At 65.8% G+C, this 13,830-nt stretch carries 14 protein-coding genes; 3 read left to right on the top strand and 11 right to left on the bottom strand.

From position 1 onward, the window contains the following. Nucleotides 1–76: 76 nt before the first annotated feature. Nucleotides 77–448, bottom strand: a complete 372-nt coding sequence (locus BP26_RS27095; protein ID WP_169740769.1) for a carboxymuconolactone decarboxylase family protein — start codon at nt 446–448, stop codon at nt 77–79. Nucleotides 449–807: 359 nt separating this feature from the next. Between BP26_RS27095 and BP26_RS0123560 the strand changes: the two genes are divergently transcribed. Both BP26_RS0123560 and BP26_RS0123565 read left to right on the top strand, forming a co-directional pair. Further along, entirely contained in the window at nt 808–1,638 is an 831-nt protein-coding gene (locus tag BP26_RS0123560; protein WP_157572733.1) for a hypothetical protein, read from the top strand. 53 nt (nt 1,639–1,691) lie between these two features. Further along, nucleotides 1,692–2,705 (top strand): hypothetical protein, encoded by a 1,014-nt coding sequence (locus tag BP26_RS0123565; RefSeq protein ID WP_029922999.1) that lies wholly within the window; start codon nt 1,692–1,694, stop codon nt 2,703–2,705. A 53-nt stretch (nt 2,706–2,758) separates the two neighbouring features. On the opposite strand, the gene BP26_RS0123570 is transcribed toward BP26_RS0123565, so the two are convergent. After that, nucleotides 2,759–4,042: a patatin-like phospholipase family protein gene (locus BP26_RS0123570; RefSeq protein ID WP_245611880.1), complete on the bottom strand. Its 1,284-nt coding sequence runs from the start codon at nt 4,040–4,042 to the stop codon at nt 2,759–2,761. A 273-nt stretch (nt 4,043–4,315) separates the two neighbouring features. Next, nucleotides 4,316–5,071, bottom strand: coding sequence for a DUF1223 domain-containing protein (locus tag BP26_RS0123575; protein WP_051749341.1), 756 nt, complete (start codon nt 5,069–5,071; stop codon nt 4,316–4,318). Nucleotides 5,072–5,287: 216 nt separating this feature from the next. On the opposite strand from BP26_RS0123575, the gene BP26_RS28025 reads away from it, so the two are divergent. Continuing rightward, nucleotides 5,288–5,902 (top strand): TetR/AcrR family transcriptional regulator, encoded by a 615-nt coding sequence (locus tag BP26_RS28025; protein ID WP_051749342.1) that lies wholly within the window; start codon nt 5,288–5,290, stop codon nt 5,900–5,902. Nucleotides 5,903–5,910: 8 nt separating this feature from the next. Here the strand turns inward: BP26_RS28025 and BP26_RS29890 are convergent, their stop codons facing one another. From BP26_RS29890 to BP26_RS0123625, 8 genes are all read right to left on the bottom strand, one after another. Then, nucleotides 5,911–6,120, bottom strand: a complete 210-nt coding sequence (locus BP26_RS29890; RefSeq protein WP_157572734.1) for a hypothetical protein — start codon at nt 6,118–6,120, stop codon at nt 5,911–5,913. 201 nt (nt 6,121–6,321) lie between these two features. Continuing rightward, nucleotides 6,322–6,690, bottom strand: a complete 369-nt coding sequence (locus tag BP26_RS0123590; protein WP_029923003.1) for a hypothetical protein — start codon at nt 6,688–6,690, stop codon at nt 6,322–6,324. Between the two features lie 246 nt (nt 6,691–6,936). Next, on the bottom strand, nt 6,937–8,439 hold the full coding sequence (locus BP26_RS0123595; protein ID WP_029923004.1) for an aldehyde dehydrogenase family protein: 1,503 nt from the start codon (nt 8,437–8,439) through the stop codon (nt 6,937–6,939). 141 nt (nt 8,440–8,580) lie between these two features. Further along, a complete protein-coding gene (locus BP26_RS0123600; RefSeq protein WP_029923005.1) occupies nt 8,581–9,948 on the bottom strand; it encodes a DUF1329 domain-containing protein in 1,368 nt (455 codons plus the stop codon). 902 nt (nt 9,949–10,850) lie between these two features. Beyond that, nucleotides 10,851–11,402: a helix-turn-helix domain-containing protein gene (locus BP26_RS0123610; protein WP_051749344.1), complete on the bottom strand. Its 552-nt coding sequence runs from the start codon at nt 11,400–11,402 to the stop codon at nt 10,851–10,853. 25 nt (nt 11,403–11,427) lie between these two features. Next, nucleotides 11,428–11,592, bottom strand: a complete 165-nt coding sequence (locus tag BP26_RS0123615) for a rubredoxin (RefSeq protein ID WP_029923008.1) — start codon at nt 11,590–11,592, stop codon at nt 11,428–11,430. A 20-nt stretch (nt 11,593–11,612) separates the two neighbouring features. Further along, nucleotides 11,613–12,938, bottom strand: coding sequence for a cytochrome P450 (locus BP26_RS0123620; RefSeq protein WP_051749345.1), 1,326 nt, complete (start codon nt 12,936–12,938; stop codon nt 11,613–11,615). 52 nt (nt 12,939–12,990) lie between these two features. Then, nucleotides 12,991–13,815, bottom strand: a complete 825-nt coding sequence (locus tag BP26_RS0123625; protein WP_029923010.1) for a TetR/AcrR family transcriptional regulator — start codon at nt 13,813–13,815, stop codon at nt 12,991–12,993. Between the last annotated feature and the right edge of the window lie 15 nt (nt 13,816–13,830).

Below are 13,830 nucleotides of genomic sequence, written 5' to 3' on the forward strand. Positions count from 1 at the left end.
GGACGGAGAAAGGCAAAAACAGGTCCCCGCCCGCGCAGGGATGACGGTAGGGAGTGCGCGCGAGCGTTTCCTTCCATCATTTCTTCACTGCCCCGGCCTTGACTTCGTTGACCACCCGGAACACGCGCGAACCCTTGGGATAGCCGACGTACTGCGTCAGGAACAGGGCCATCGCATCGAGTTGCTCGCCGCTCAGCTCGCCGCGCTTCAGCGCCGAGCGGGCCTGGATGGTGAGCGTGGTCTCGTCACCCTGCGCGGCGATGGCGCCGAGCAGCAGCAGGCGGCGGTCGCGGATGCTGAGCGTGCCGTCCGCCCACAATTCGGCGAACAGCGTTTCAAGCATGTGATCGATGAATTTCGACGCGCCGGCCGCAGGCAACTGCCCGAGATCTCCGCAATAGACCTCGTCGAACATCGACAGGCCCCTGTCGCGATCGTACTTCTTCACGATGTTCTCCTCGGTGACGCCCCGGAAACCGGCCGGCGAAACGCGGCCCTTGCCGGGCTCTGCGCGGCGCAACGGCCGGCACGATGCGCCGCGCCGCTGCAATCCATGGCCGAATCCTAGTCCCATAAAACATTTCTGTCAAAATGTTTTATGGAAGCGATCGAATCCGGCCGCCCGTTCGCGGCGCGGCCGCACGAACCCTCCGGCGGTTGAGCGGCCGGTCACAGTTGGCATCGCCTTACCCCCCAGATGAGTCGTACTACCTGTGCGGCGCCTCACAAGCGGCATGGCCGAACCTGCCTACTGTTGGCGCGGCAGCAAGTCCGCGCGCTTCGCGCAATCAAGGGGAGGACACGGCAATGTCTAAATCGTTACGCGGCATCCTGTATTCGCTGGCGCTAGCGTTCGCACTCGGTTCGGGTGCGGCCTGTGCCGGATCGGTCTGGACTTCGGCGGTCACCAAGTGGGACGGCGACTGTCCCGGGGCCGAGCGCGACTGGTGGGACGATATGTGCATGGCCTGGCGCCATGAGATGGGCGCGCTGGGCAATGCCCAGGTATGGCGCAACTTCCAGCTCGTCACCGTGGGGCGCTACGCCGATCCCTCGATCAACAGCTGGGCCAACGACAACGGCAACATCGACAGCACCGATGCCGGCTTGATCTGCCTGCACGGCCATGACGACAGCGTCGGTTGGGTCGGCAGCATGCACACCAAGGACCATGGCGAGTGCGGGCTCAACGTCAACCAGATGAAACTGGGCAAGGCCTCCGGCGGGCACTCGCGCTTCTACCAGATGTCGTCCTGCCAGAGCATGCAGTGGGAGAAGCGCAGTTCCTGGGATCCGGTCGCCACCGGCGGCGTGCACGCCATCATGGGCTTCCACGGCCTGATGTGGATCGGCTCGTCCTACGTCGACGAATACTCCGACCTGGCCTGGGACGGCATGTTCGGCGAGGGCGTCGCCAAGGCCTGGGTGGACGACATGTACCACGTCGACCACTGGTACAACGCCTACAAGTCCACCTGCCCGGTGGCGCGCGCCTACGGCAAGGACTCGGCGCATGCGCACGATGCGTTGTCCGAACAGTACTGGGTCAACCACGCCGATACGCCGGCGAACTTCGTGGTGACGCGCTTCATCAGCGAGTGCTCGCCGTCTGAAGGCGGCGGCTCGCTGCCGCACTGAACCGGATCAGCAGCGACCCACGCATTTTCAACCAAGCAACGGGGGAACCCATCATGAATTTCGGCAAATCAATCCTGCAACTGCTGGCCGCCGCCGCACTGGCGCTGGGCAGCGCCCCGGCGGCGCTCGCCGCCGACAACGATCTGGGCTCCGGCCCCGACGCCGCCTCCTTTTTCACCAAGGACTACGCCAAGGCGGTCGACGCCGCTTACCCACGCTTCGACAGCGCGCGCCTGACCGAGCGGCTGGAGGCGATCCGCAAACTTCCGGCCGCCCAACTCGATCCGCTGAAGCTGCGCACCCTGCCGCAACTGGAAAGCGCGCTGCAGGTGGCGCGTGCGACACCGCGCAAGGGCAGCGACTACGTCAGCAATGACCAGTACGCGGCGCGTGTGGAGGCCGCATCGGGACGCGTCCGGCTGGTGAAGAAGAGCGCTGCGCTGCTGCCGGTGGCTTATGACGAGGCGGCGCGGATCAAGGAGCGCGTCGGCAAGGACCATCAGGAGTTCCTGGCGAAGATCGGCCTCGACCAGTCGCAGATCCTGTTCCTGCAGACCGGCCTCACCGCGCTGCGCGACGACAAGGCCGTGGCGGCGGGCGATACCGCACCGGCCGCGGCCCGCAACGACCAGGACGGAGCGCTGGTGGACGGCGTCTTCACCTACGCGCTGCGCAGCGTCGACGGCATCATGGTGGAAGGCAGCGTGGCGAAACTCACCTCCGCCGCCTCGGGCGAACTGATCGGCGTCGATCTGCGCTGGCCGGCCCTCGCCTACCATCCCGCCCTGCGCTCGCTGGCGCTGAAGGATGCGGACACTGTGAAGAAGGCCATCCTGGCGCACGTCGAACAGGCGGCCAACGGTGAAGAAGTCAGCGTACAGATGGCCGTGGTGCTGCGGCCGGTGAAGATCTCCGGACGCCGGGCCTATGTGCCGGCGCTCAAGGTGGGCATGCTGCCCAGGACGTCCGAGGGGGAGATGTTCTTCGTCGACCTGCCCCGGCAGGCGCTGAAGTACGACGCCGACAACCTGGCCGACACCGTGGCGGTCCGCTCGGTTCGCCGCTGAGATTGGTCCCGGGCCGCGCGCCGTTCCGGCGGCGCGCGGCTATGAGGGAGTATCTAGCGGCCGGCCGCCGCAGCCTCGCCGGCCTGCTGCGTTTCCGCACCCAGCAGGAAATGTTCGATCTCGGCGATGCGCTGGGCCGCGTCGCGGTAGCCGATGTCGATCAGCGCCCGGGTGAACTCGCTGTCGAACAGCAGGTAGCTGGTAAGGTCGGCGCTCTGCGCGTCCGGGGTTCCCAGGGCATCCATCAGGTAGCGCACGGCGCGCGGCATGCGGTGCTGGAGGGAGGCGGCGATCATGGCCAGGTCCTCGGAGGGCGACACGATCATCGGCTCGACGATGCGCATCGGCTCGCTGACGCGGCTCGGCACCACCGCCTTGCCCGGTGTGGCGCACTGATAGCCCGCGACCAGCTCGTTCATGCGCAGCAGGTGGTCGACGTCGGCGTCGAGGTGATCGAGGAAGATCGCGTTCATGAACACGCCGCAAACCTGGGCCAGCGGCGGGCTGCGCAGGCGCGCCTTGGCTTCGACCACGTCGGCATCCGACGCCAGCTCGGTGCGCAGCAAGTCGTCGGCGGCATTCTGGTTGCGCACGCCGATGGCGAAGATACGCTCTGCGCCCAGGCGGATGGCGGGACTCAGCGGCGTCACCAGGCGCAGCGCGCCATCGCCGAAGTAGGCCGTGGCCCCGGCCACCACGATCGGCGCCGGCGGAAATACCAGCGGGATGGCGGCGGAGGCATAGACGTGCTCCACGCCGAGCGCCACCGGCAGCGCCACGCGCCGGCTCTTGTTCCACAGCGGATGCCCAGGCTTGCCCTGGATGAAGGTGAAGGCCTTGCCGGAGTGGTAGCCGGTGGCGGTGATGGCCAGGGCGTAGAGATGGCCGCTGCGGATGGACGAGGCGATGCCCTCCATCGGCAGGTTGGCCGCGAGGAAGGCGCGCAGCGGCGAGGTATCGACGAAGGACTGCACCCGCCCCGCACCGAACATCGGGCCCAGCGCCACATCCAGCACCAGCCGCAGGGCGTTGCGGCCGAGGGACAGCAGGTCGGGACGATACACCTGGCGCGCGCCGAGCTGGCCCCATAGTTGAGCCAGCAGGCGGGTGCCCTCGTGGAAATTGGCGCTGTAGCCGGCCACGGCGGTGCCATTGATGGCGCCGGCGGAGGCGCCGGCGACGACGGGAAACGGCGAAGGCCGGTTGCGCAGCGCCGGGATTTCGCCGATGCGCTTGAGCACGCCGGCCTGGTAGGCGCCGCGGGCACCGCCGGCGGTCAGCACCAGGCCGGTCATGCGGCGGAAACCCCAGGGTGATTTCGGGTTGATCGGTTCCATCGGACAGCGTCCAGTCGGTGGCGGGCCGCGCCGGGGCGGCACCAGGGCCCACCGGAGGTGCGCCACGCATCGCCGCACGGGACTGGCAATGATGGCGGCGGCTCCGGTCCGGTTATGGCCGCAAGTTCGGTGCCATGGCGAGCGGTGGATAGTGCCGACTTGATGCGGCGTGGCGAAACGGCCTGATAACAACCACATCACCCGGATCGCTTCGCTCCATGACCCTTGCTGCGCTCCGCTGTCCAGTCCCGGCCGCCTCGCTTACCGTTGCCGCTACCGGTCAATCCCGGCCGCCGCCGCGGGAGTGCTTGCCACCGCCCAGACGGTGCCGCCGCGGTCCTGAACTACCAGGGCCAGGCGGTCGCCGCTTTCGTCGGGCCGCAACTGTTCGGTCAGTTTCAGGGGCTGATTGCGCCACTCTCCCACCTTGCGGATCGAACGCACCACGTTGGCATACAGCAGATTGCGGCCGGCGTTCTCGCCACCGCGGATGCTGGTGCTGTCGGTGCTGTCGAAGCTGAGCAGGTAGACATCCGCTGACGCACTGGCAGTACCGGCGGTGTCGATGCCCAGGCTCACCTCCTTGCCGTTGCGCCGGATGCTGGACGCCGCGCTCCTCGCCTCATGCCTGGCTGAAGCGATAGTGGCGAAGACATCGCCCCGGTTCGATCCGATCACGGCGCTCTTGCCCTCCACCACCAGCTGCGGCGTGTAGACCTCGAAATCCCGGGCCGAGGCATAAGCCTGTTGCCGGGCGGTGAAAGCCGCGGCGGAAAACGGATCGACCCAACCGAGGTTGTCCCAGTAGTCGACGTGGAACTCCAGGGGCAAAAGGTCGTCGCGCGTCGATAACTCGCGCAGCAGCGCATCGGCCGGCGGGCAGGATGAACAACCCTGCGAGGTGAAAAGCTCGAGCAGCAGCGGGCGCGGCGGCGCGCCCGCATCAGCCAGGGCCGGGCTGCCGGGTAGCAGCAGCAGGATCGCCGCTGCCAGGACGGAGCGGCTTGCCTGCCGGGTCAGTCGCTGCATTGTGTCCTCCATCAAGTATCGTTTCGCCATGCGCCATCGCTGCCATGGTCCACCGTAGCCGCGCATGACCGGGAATTTCCCGAAGATGATGGACGCCGGGGCGGCGCTCCGCCACGTCTTCGGGTTCCTAATCCATGCCCCGGCGTCCGGGGCCGCCGGCGCCGCGCCAAGCCTGCGGAGTGTAATATTTTGGGGGATCGCCATCCCCCGACCGTCATGCCCAAGAAAAAAGAAGAAGAACCGCTAGGCCGCCAGGCGCTGAAAACCAGGCGCACCCGCGAGAGCCTGATCAATGCCACCGTGTCCCTGATCAAGGAGGGCGGCTTCGCCGCCGCCAGTTCCAGCCGTATCGCCGAGCGCGCCGGCATGACCTGGGGCGCGGCACAGCACCATTTCGGCTCGAAGGAAGACATCCTCGACGCGATCCTGGAGATGTCCTACGAAAAATTCATCGGCACCATGACGGCGCCGGGCCTGCGCGGGGGCACCATGGCGGATCGCGTCGGCGTGTTCGTCGACCGCATGTGGACGCACTACCAGAGCGATCTGTACCTGGTGGCGCTGGAAATCCTGCTCGCCACGCGCGAGGCGACCGATCACGCCGGTCGCGCCTGGGAAGCGCGCCAGGGCAAGGCGCACCTGAAAATCGTGCGCGAAATCTTCCCCGATTCGAAGCTGAGCGACGTCAGGATCCAGGAGGCGCTCACCTTTACCCACTTCTGCCTCACCGGCCTGAGCATCGAGGGCATCTTCGAGTCGCAGGTAAAACACCTTGGCCGTCACCTGCAGCGGATCAAGCAGGCCATGCTGGGGATGCTCGCGGCGGCCTGAACCATCGCCTAGGCGGCTTTGACCCCGCCACGCAATCCGGGCCTTTCAGTGCCGCGGCCGGTCTCCCCGATCAGGCGCCTCACCGCCGCCAGGATGGCCGCGGTGTCGATGCCGCGCAGATAATCGACCGGCTTTTCGGCGCTGACCAGGGTGCGCACCCGCACTTCCGGCGGCACCCACATGCGCAATGCCCTTGCTGCGCCAGCGGCAACGTCCATGGCTGCCATCGCATGATGGAATACGACCGGAAAATGCTGGAGACCATCGGCGAGCTGGCGGTGTAGCACTCCCTGTCTGAACCGGGTGTCAGTGCGCGGAAGGTAGCGCTGCCGCGCAAGGGCGCCGATTGGTCGGACCTGGTTCCGGCACGCATCCGCGCCGGCGGTGCCGCCCTTCCCGCCTGAGCCGGGAAAATCCGCCTACTTGCCGGCGGGAACCTCGGACGGAATCTGGCCGGGCGTCTCGAAGTACTTGGAAACCACGTGGGCGTCGGCGGAATAACCCACCACCCAGACACCGCGGCGCCCCACGTAGCGTACCGCCCTGACGCAGCGGCCGTCGTTGGCGCCGAGGCTGTCCTTGTCCCATTGCAACTGCGTGCCGCAGGCCGCCGTGGTGTCTGGGTGGCCCATGTAAAGGATCACGCGCGTCTCCTCGTCGCCGCGCGCAATCCGGGCATAGGCCTTGGTGGCGCGCCAGTCGAACAGCGACGGCAGGACCAGCGTGCCGACGATGACGGCGATCAGGACGATGAGGAGGGCGATGCGGAGTCTGCTGCTGCGGGTCATGGATCTATCGGCAATGTGATGCTTCTTGCTGTGTGACCCCTGCGCACTCGGCGCACGGGATGGCTCCCTCTGCATAAATCATTCTGGCCGCCACCGACTTTTCCCCGGGGGTGGCGATGTAGCAGATCGCGGAAGGATAAAGCCACATCGCCCGGAAAGCGATGCGGCCGGACCGGAGCGCCGACATCACCGGTAATGCCGCCAGCAAGGGCGCCGGGAAAACCCGGCCGTGCCGGGTCGGGCGCCCTACTTCGAGAACTTCCCCTTCAGCTTCAGCACACCGTGAATCATCTTGACGATGCCGCTGGGCACCGGCTTCTGCGTCAGCAGGCCGGAAACCTGCTTCTTGTACTTGTCGGTGAGCGGCGGCACGAACATGCGCGGGTCGCCCAGGGCCGGTCCGTCGATGACGATGGAGCGGGCGTTGGAGCACTCGTTGAAGGTGAACCAGCCGACCATGCGGCCGATGCCGCTGGTGTTGACGCCGCCGAACGGCAGGTAGGGATTGGTGCCGGACTGGATCACATTGTGGTTGACCACGGTGCTGCCCGAGGTGGTGTGGCGGATGTGATAGTCGATCTCCGCCTGGTCCTTGCTGAAGATGTAGAGGGACAGGGGCTTGTCGCGGGCGGCGACATAGCGCGTCACTTCCTCCCGGCTCTGGTACGGCACCACGCAGATCACCGGCCCGAAGATTTCCTCCTGCATCACCTTCATGTCGGGGGTGACGTTGCTGATGATGGTGGGGGTGACCAGGCGCTTTTCCGGCACATATTCGCCGCCGCAGACGATCCTGGCGCCCTTGGCGCGGGCGTCCTCGATGAGGGCGCGGACGCGGTTGAAATGGCGCTCGTTGATGATGACCGGATAGTCCGGATTCTGTGCGAAGCCCTTGCCGTCGGCGTTGTACTGGGCGGTGAACTCCTTCGCCAGGGCCTCGGTGAAAGCCTGCTCGATCGACGCATGCACCAGCAGGTAGTCCGGCGCGATGCAGGCCTGGCCGCCGTTGCACATACGGCCCCAGGCTGTCTTCATGGCGGTGTCGGCGATATCGGCGCTGGCGCCGATGATGCTCGGATTCTTGCCGCCCATCTCCAGGGTGACCGAGGCGCAGTGGTCCGCCGCCGCCTTCATCACCAGCTTGCCGATCTGGGTATTGCCGACGTAGAAGATGTGGTTGAAGGGGCAGGCCAGCAGTTGCTGCGCCGTTTCCGCCCCACCCTCCACCACCGTCACCTCCCCGCCGGGGAATGCCTCGGCGACGATCTTCGCCACCACGCCGGAGGAATGCGGCGCCAGTTCGGACGGCTTGAGGATCACGGCGTTGCCGGCCGCCAGCGCACCCAGCACCGGCAGGAAGCCGATGACATAGGGTGCGTTCCAGGTGGCCAGGTGCAGCACCACGCCCTTGGGCTCGTAGTGCACATAGCACCGCTTGCCCAGCGTCATCAGCGAGGGATCGACCGGCTTGTCCGGCATCCAGTCCTTCAGGTTGGCGGCAATGAAGTCGGCCTCGAACTTCACCATCAGCAGTTCGCCGTCGGTGTCGATCGGCGCCAGCCCGCGCTCCAGCCGTACCGCCGCGTAGATTTCTTCCTTGTGCGCCAGCATCACCGTAACCAGGCGCTGGATCTTCTCGATGCGCTGCGCGGCGCTGGTCTGCGCCAGCGACGGCGCCAGGGCGGCGGCGCGATCGAAGGCGGCGCGGGCGGCGGACTGCGGTGCACGGATGTCGACGACGGTGCTCATGGTTCTGGTCTCACGAATGGGTATAGGGTGTCTGCCGCATGCGCTGATGGGAATTTCCCCAGGCAGCGGGACCGGCAACAGAAACGGCTCGTCCCCGCCGCGGCGGGGACGAGGAACAAGGGGTTGGTGCGCCGCGCCGGGTCAATGCCCGCCCTGCGCCGCCGCGGACGGCGAGAATTGCGAGGCATTCATCGGCTGGTTGAGGCGCCACCACTGGGTGCTTTCATTGGTCAGGTAACCGGCCTCGTAGGTACCGGCGGTGAGATCGTGGTAGATCGAAGCGCCGCGATGCCAGCTGCCGGATTCCTGCGAGTAGTGGTAGGTGATAAGCGCCACGCGCCAGAGCTGGTTGCGGTTGTCGTAGTTGTCGGCCATCAGCGCCAGCCAGGAGTCCTCGTCGGCGTAGATCACCCGCTTGGCATAGATATGGCGCACGCCCTGCTTCAGCGTGCCCTCGATGACCCAGACACGGTGCGCCTCATAGCGCAGGTAGTCCGGGTTGACCGTGCCTTCCTTGATCAGATCCTTGTACTTCACTGCCGGATCATTGACGCGGAAGTTGGCATAAGGCAGGTAGTATTCCTTCTTGCCGACGATCTTCCAGGTGTAGCGCTCGGGCGAGCCGTTGAAGCCGTAATCGTCGTCCACCGTGCGCAGGCCGGCCGGCGGCACCGGGTAATCGAAACCGACTTCCGGTGCCTGGCGCACGCGGCGCACGCCCGGCAGGTACTGCCAGGACATGGTGCCCTCGTTGCTGTAATCGTTGGGCTGGTAGCCCACGGCGACGAAACCCTTCTGCCGCTCCGGCAGCAGGAAGCCGTCGTAGAAGTAGGCGTTGATGTGGTCCTGGTAGGAGAAGTAGTTCTTGGGATCGCTGCCCAGCGCCATGTCCATGAACTTCTCACGCCCCCAGGCAACGCTGCCGCCCGCGTAGACGTCGGCGATGTCGCAGATGCAGGCCTCGGTCCAGACCTTGCCGGCGTTGGACACGTTCCAGATCGCCTCCAGGCCGCTCTGCGGGATCGGAAACAGGTAACCGCCGCCCATGCCGGTGACGCCCTTGCCGTCATGGATCACTTCGGAGGTGACCGCATTCTTCTTGGTGTTGTCGCAGACGAAATTGGGCGGCGCGAAGTCGCGATGGCTGGGATAGACATCCATGCGATAGGTCTGCGGATACTTGGCGAACAGGGCCTTCTCGCCGTCGGTGAGCTTGTCCGCATACTTGGACTGGTTTTGCGCGGTAATGGAGAACAGGGGCTTTTCCGCGGCATAGGGACCGGGCTCGAAGCCGGACGGTCCTTTCATGCCGGGCCAGGTGCCCTGGTACTTGCCGGTATATTCGGCCACGCCATCGGGGGTCCCCGCTTTCTCCGCGCCGATGCAGGTGAGCCTGGAACCGCCGAGTTCCGCGGCCTTGTCCGCCGGTACCTTGGCCTGTGCGGCGGGGACCGCGAGCGCGGCGCAAGCCGCTGCCGCGCATGAAACCAGGAACAGTTGCAACTTCATTATTGCTCTCTCCTCGTTGGCACTGCGGGAATGCGGCGGAATTCCCTTATTTATATGCAGCTAGGGCCTGTTAACGCTCATTTGATCGCTGCGTTGCAGTCCAAAATCGAGCCAGGCAAGGCGGAGCCCGCTGGCCATGGTGAATCCATGGCCAAGGGCAACAACGCCGCATGGCTCGATTTTGGGCGCAACCCTCCGGGACGGCCTCTGGAAGTGCCCATCGCGGCGTCGTTCGTCGCTTATGTACATCAAGTACATCACGCTCCTCACTCCTTGCGCTGGACACTTCCAGAGGCCGTCGCAGCGACCAAATGAGCGTTAACAGGCCCTCGTCCGCGGCGCGTGGCATGGGCCGCGCGCTTTGCAGCGTCTACCGTGATGCTAAGCGCGTGAGGTTTGCGTGCTTCGTCCGAAGTGACTAATTTTTGTTTCTTAATTGCGTGACAGCGGCACCAAAAAAAACGGCGACGTTGATCGGCAACGGCGCCGCGGAAACTCCACGGGACGAACCCGGATTTGTTACTTGGCCGCCTGGCTTAGAGCCTGTAACAGAATGAATCGCACCTGCGTTGCAGTCCAAAATCGCGTCAGGCAAGGCGGAGGCCCCAGCCATGGTGATTCCATGGCTGGGGCTGACAACGATCGCCCGCGACACGGTGCCGCGTCAGCGTGGGTGCGGGAGCGGGCGAAGGCGACCCCTCCCGCACCCACCTCGCTACGCTCGGGCACCGTGTCGGGGCCGCCCTGGCGCGATTTTGGGCGCAACCCTCCGGGACGGGGCCATTTTTGCGCAGTGCAAGTCGGACAGAGTGCGGCATGGTGATTCCATGATGCGCTCTGTCCGACTTGCACTGCGCAAAAATGACCGCCGTCGCAGGCGCGATTCATTCTGTTACAGGCTCTTAGCGCTTCTGCATCCACTCGCGGGTCTTGCGCCGCTTGCCGCCGTGGACGCCGGTGCCGGGCTGCTGGTGGCTCCAGCCGAGGGCGCCGAGAATGCGCCAGACCTGGACCTCGCTGTAGTTGCGGCCGAAATGGCGCGCGATCAGTTGCCGCACGCGGCTCAAGGACCAGTCGTCGTCGACGAAGCCGTGGGCCATGCCGCCTTGTTGCAGCAGTAACCCGAGTTGCTGGCGCTGTGCGTTGTTGAGTCCGGCGGGACGTCCCAGGCGCGGCGCGTTTTTCAGCGCAGCCAGACCACCCTCGCCCATCTTGCCGGCCCAGCGCCGCACGGTTTCGCGGCTGACGCGCAGCCGGTCGGCCACCTCGCTCTGGCGCAGCCCCTGCAGCAACAGCTCGCCCGCCTGGATGCGGCGATGCTCCAGCTCCTTGCGCGAAACCGCTGCCGGCCTCCTCTCCTCCAAGCGCTCGACTGGCTGCGCCGGGACGCGAACCGGGGTCGCCGCACGGCCGCGCAGCCGCGGACGGGCGGACGGCGGCGAGGTCCTGTCCATCTCCGGCGACTTCCCTGGATGGGACTCAACCGACATAGAGTTCAAACGATTCCTTGGGCGAGCCGCATTCCGGGCAGGTCCAGTCGTCCGGCAGGCTCTCGAAACGGGTGCCGGCGGCGATGCCATGGTCCGGCATGCCGACCGCCTCGTCGTAGATGTAACCGCAGATGATGCAGATCCACTTTTTCATGGGTTCGGAGTTCAAGGTGCTCAGTGGCTTGTTTCAACAGTCGCGTCACGGATGACGCGTTCTTGTGCAGGATGCACATGCGAACGCACATTGCTTTTCACCAGCAGGCGATTGATACGCCGGGCGTTGTGATGGTTGTAGTCGTATTCCACCTCGCCGTTGCCGTTGACCAGCTCGGCATTGGGGAAGCGCTTCATCAGTTCGCTGATCATCAGGCCGCCCTGCACGCGCACCAGGTAGGTGCCGATGCAGAAGTGGGCGCCGGCGCCGAACACCAGGTTGCCGTCGAGGCGCCGGGTGATGTCGAGCTGGCGCGGCCGCTCCCATTTCTGCGGGTCGACCCAGGCGGCGGTGAGGTTGAGCAGGATCGACTGCCCCTTGCGGATATGCTGGCCGCGGAACTCCGCATCCTCGCTGGCGAAGCGGTACTGCGGCATCTTGCCGAAAGCACCGACGCGCAGCAGCTCGATGATGGCGTTCTCCATCAGTTCCGGCCGTTGCCGCAGCAGGCGGTACTGCTCCGGGTTGCTGAGCAGGCCCTGGATGGCGTAGGTGTGCAGGTCGGTGGCGGTGTCCGAGCCGGCGACGATCACCGCCTGGATCATGGCCATGATGTCGTAATCGCCGAGGCGGTCGTCGCCCTCGCTGGCGCTGATCAGGCTGCCGACGAAATCGTCGCCCGGATGGGCGGCGGCGCGGCGCTGGGCGATGAGATCCTTGAAGTAGGCGAAGCCCGCAAGCGAGGTCTGCATCGCCGCCTGCCGCTCCTTCGCCGGCAGGTTGATGCGGGTGGACTTGATCACGCTGACCGCGAATTCCTGGAAGAAAGCTTCCTTGTTGGTCGGCACGCCGACCATGCGGGCGATGGCGCGCACCGGCAGCTTCTCGGCGATCATGCTGAAAGCGTCGAACTGTTCCGGCTCGCCTATCTCGTCGAACACGCCGGTGACGAGGTCGCGGATCTTGGCGTCGATCTTGCCCATCACCGGCTTGGAAAAGGCCGGCATGGCCAGCTTGCGCAGCCGCAGGTGATCCTGCGTCTTGGTGGCGAACAGGCCATGATCGAGCGAACGTTCGAAATCGTTCTTCTCCGCTTCCGGCTTCTCCGGCGGGGCATGCTCCCAGGCCTTGTAGTTGGGAGTGAAGACGTTGTTCTTCAGCATCTCGGCGCAGGCGTCGTGGGAGCTGACCACCCACATGTTCAGGTCCTTGTGCCAGGCCACCGGGTATTCCAGCACCATCTTCTCCCAGGTGGCCCAGGGCGAGCGGATGAAGTCCTTGGAATACGGATTGAAGATGCGGCCGTCGATTTCGACGCGTCCCTCGGTGGCGGTGCTGGTGTTCATGGCTCTCTCCTCCGTTATGGGTTCAGCATGCGGCGCCCGATTATTCGATCCTTCAGGTCTGTCCCGCTTGATCCGGTTGCCCGTCCGACTTTTCGGCCGGCTTATCGGCGCGGGGTTTGGGCGCGGCGACGAAGAACCTGGCGAGGCGCCCCTGCGGCGTGGGCAACTCTTCGCCGCGTTCGGCGGCGATGCCCGCCAGCATCTGGTGCAACGGCACCAGCCAGTGCCATTCGTCGAAATGCAGGTAATCGCTCATGGCCTGGCGCACGTGGGGCAGGTCGCTGTCCGCCCGCTCGATCAGGGTGCGGCGGATCTCGACGTGCCAGGGTGTACCGGCCGCCTGGCGCGCCTTCACCGCGATGACGCCGGTGGCGGCGCCGATGGTGAAGGTGCCGATGGCCCGGTGCAGCAGCAGGCCTTCTTCCGGAGAGAAGCCGTAGCGGCCCATGGCGCCGAGGAACTGGTCGAGCACGTCGATCTCGACATGCGGGCCGATGCTGCCCTTGAGGAATTCGCCGACCAGTTCCGGCTCCTTCATGAAGGTTTCGAACATCTCCTCGGCATAGTGCATGGCCAGTTGCGACCAATGCGCATGCTCCTGGTCCGGCAGGCGGCGGCTCAGCGTCAACTGGAAGGCGGACAGGCGCAGCAGCTCGTTGCGGTTGCGCACATAACGGTAGATGGTGGCGACGTTGACGCCCAGGCGTGCCGCCAGCTGTTTGAAGCTGACCTTGTCCAGGCCGATGTCCAGCGCGGCGGTGATGATCGCCTGGGTGCTGAGGCTGGGCGGACGGCCGACACGGGGCGCAGGCGCCTGTAGCGGCTTGGTTGCCGTGAGAACCGGTTTCAGCGCCAGACTCGGTGCGCGCGCGGACATGGCCAAGCTGCCTCC

It is taken from the genome of Nevskia soli DSM 19509 (assembly GCF_000711955.1).
GTDB classification, from domain to species: Bacteria; Pseudomonadota; Gammaproteobacteria; order Nevskiales; family Nevskiaceae; genus Nevskia; species Nevskia soli.

Bases quoted from the DNA above. Each gene is read 5' to 3' on its own strand.
- BP26_RS0123600 (WP_029923005.1), bottom strand. From the start codon at position 9,948: ATGAAGTTGCAACTGTTCCTGGTTTCATGCGCGGCAGCGGCTTGCGCC.
- BP26_RS0123610 (WP_051749344.1), bottom strand. From the start codon at position 11,402: ATGGACAGGACCTCGCCGCCGTCCGCCCGTCCGCGGCTGCGCGGCCGT.
- BP26_RS0123595 (WP_029923004.1), bottom strand. From the start codon at position 8,439: ATGAGCACCGTCGTCGACATCCGTGCACCGCAGTCCGCCGCCCGCGCC.
- BP26_RS0123565 (WP_029922999.1), top strand. From the start codon at position 1,692: ATGAATTTCGGCAAATCAATCCTGCAACTGCTGGCCGCCGCCGCACTG.
- BP26_RS0123575 (WP_051749341.1), bottom strand. From the start codon at position 5,071: ATGCAGCGACTGACCCGGCAGGCAAGCCGCTCCGTCCTGGCAGCGGCG.
- BP26_RS0123625 (WP_029923010.1), bottom strand. From the start codon at position 13,815: ATGTCCGCGCGCGCACCGAGTCTGGCGCTGAAACCGGTTCTCACGGCA.
- BP26_RS0123620 (WP_051749345.1), bottom strand. From the start codon at position 12,938: ATGAACACCAGCACCGCCACCGAGGGACGCGTCGAAATCGACGGCCGC.
- BP26_RS28025 (WP_051749342.1), top strand. From the start codon at position 5,288: ATGCCCAAGAAAAAAGAAGAAGAACCGCTAGGCCGCCAGGCGCTGAAA.
- BP26_RS0123570 (WP_245611880.1), bottom strand. From the start codon at position 4,042: ATGGAACCGATCAACCCGAAATCACCCTGGGGTTTCCGCCGCATGACC.
- BP26_RS0123560 (WP_157572733.1), top strand. From the start codon at position 808: ATGTCTAAATCGTTACGCGGCATCCTGTATTCGCTGGCGCTAGCGTTC.
- BP26_RS0123615 (WP_029923008.1), bottom strand. From the start codon at position 11,592: ATGAAAAAGTGGATCTGCATCATCTGCGGTTACATCTACGACGAGGCG.
- BP26_RS29890 (WP_157572734.1), bottom strand. From the start codon at position 6,120: ATGGACGTTGCCGCTGGCGCAGCAAGGGCATTGCGCATGTGGGTGCCG.
- BP26_RS0123590 (WP_029923003.1), bottom strand. From the start codon at position 6,690: ATGACCCGCAGCAGCAGACTCCGCATCGCCCTCCTCATCGTCCTGATC.